The sequence below is a fragment of the Rhizobium sp. 25PS6 genome, assembly GCF_032464655.1.
Classification (GTDB): Bacteria; Pseudomonadota; Alphaproteobacteria; order Rhizobiales; family Rhizobiaceae; genus Rhizobium; species Rhizobium laguerreae.
On record NZ_JAWDIV010000072.1, the window covers coordinates 1 to 772 of the forward strand.

2 pseudogenes are annotated in these 772 nt (G+C 62.6%); both read right to left on the reverse strand.

Annotated elements, in window-relative coordinates:
- Positions 1-375: pseudogene (locus RWK44_RS34860) on the reverse strand (sugar ABC transporter permease); the annotation flags it as partial.
- A 69-nt stretch (positions 376-444) separates the two neighbouring features.
- Positions 445-772, reverse strand: a pseudogene (locus RWK44_RS34865) (sugar ABC transporter substrate-binding protein); the annotation flags it as partial.

The following is a 772-nucleotide window of genomic DNA, read 5'->3' on the forward strand; positions in this document are numbered from 1 at the left end:
GCCGCGGATCTTCTGGTCGAGCAGAATGGCGAGGAAGAGACCGAGCGCCAGGCAGATGCCGACATAGAGGAAGCCGAAGATCGCCATGTTGGTGATCGAAGTATACCAGGAAGACGGCGGATCGCTCTCGAAGGTCCAGCGCCACAGCCGCTGATAGGCGCGTGCTCCGGTCAGCGCATAGGAAGGAAAGGTCTTGGAATTGGTGAACGACAGATAGGCCGTCCAGACGATGAAGCCATAGACGAAGATGATGGTGATGACGAAGCTCGGCGCCAGCACGATCTTCGGCAGCGCATCCTGCAGCCGGCCCCTCAACGAGATCGCCGTCGATTGCCTCGGCGTCAGAACCGGATCGGTGGTCGCAACGGTGCTCATGGAATGTCGTCTCCTTCCCGGAAGCTTCCCCGCGGAGCACGCGGGGAAGCATTGTCATCAAACGTGGTCTCAGCGGGCGTCGTCGATCGCCTGGACGAGCTGCTTGACGGCTTCGTCGGAGGTCTTGATCTGGCCGTGGACGAACTTCGAGACGACATCCTTGTAGGCATTGGCAATCGCCGGCGGCGCGCCGTAGCCCTGCGCCAGCGAGCCGAACAGCGTGCCGCCTTCGTTCGCTGCCTTCAGGTCGGCGATGCCTTTCTTGCCGCAGGCGTCGAAGTCGGTATCGGGAACGTCGGTACGGGCCGGCACCGAACCCTTGACGACGTTGAAGGCCGACTGGAAGCTCTTCGACAGCGTTGCCGTCGCCAGCGCCACCTGGGCCGCCTTGCGGTCA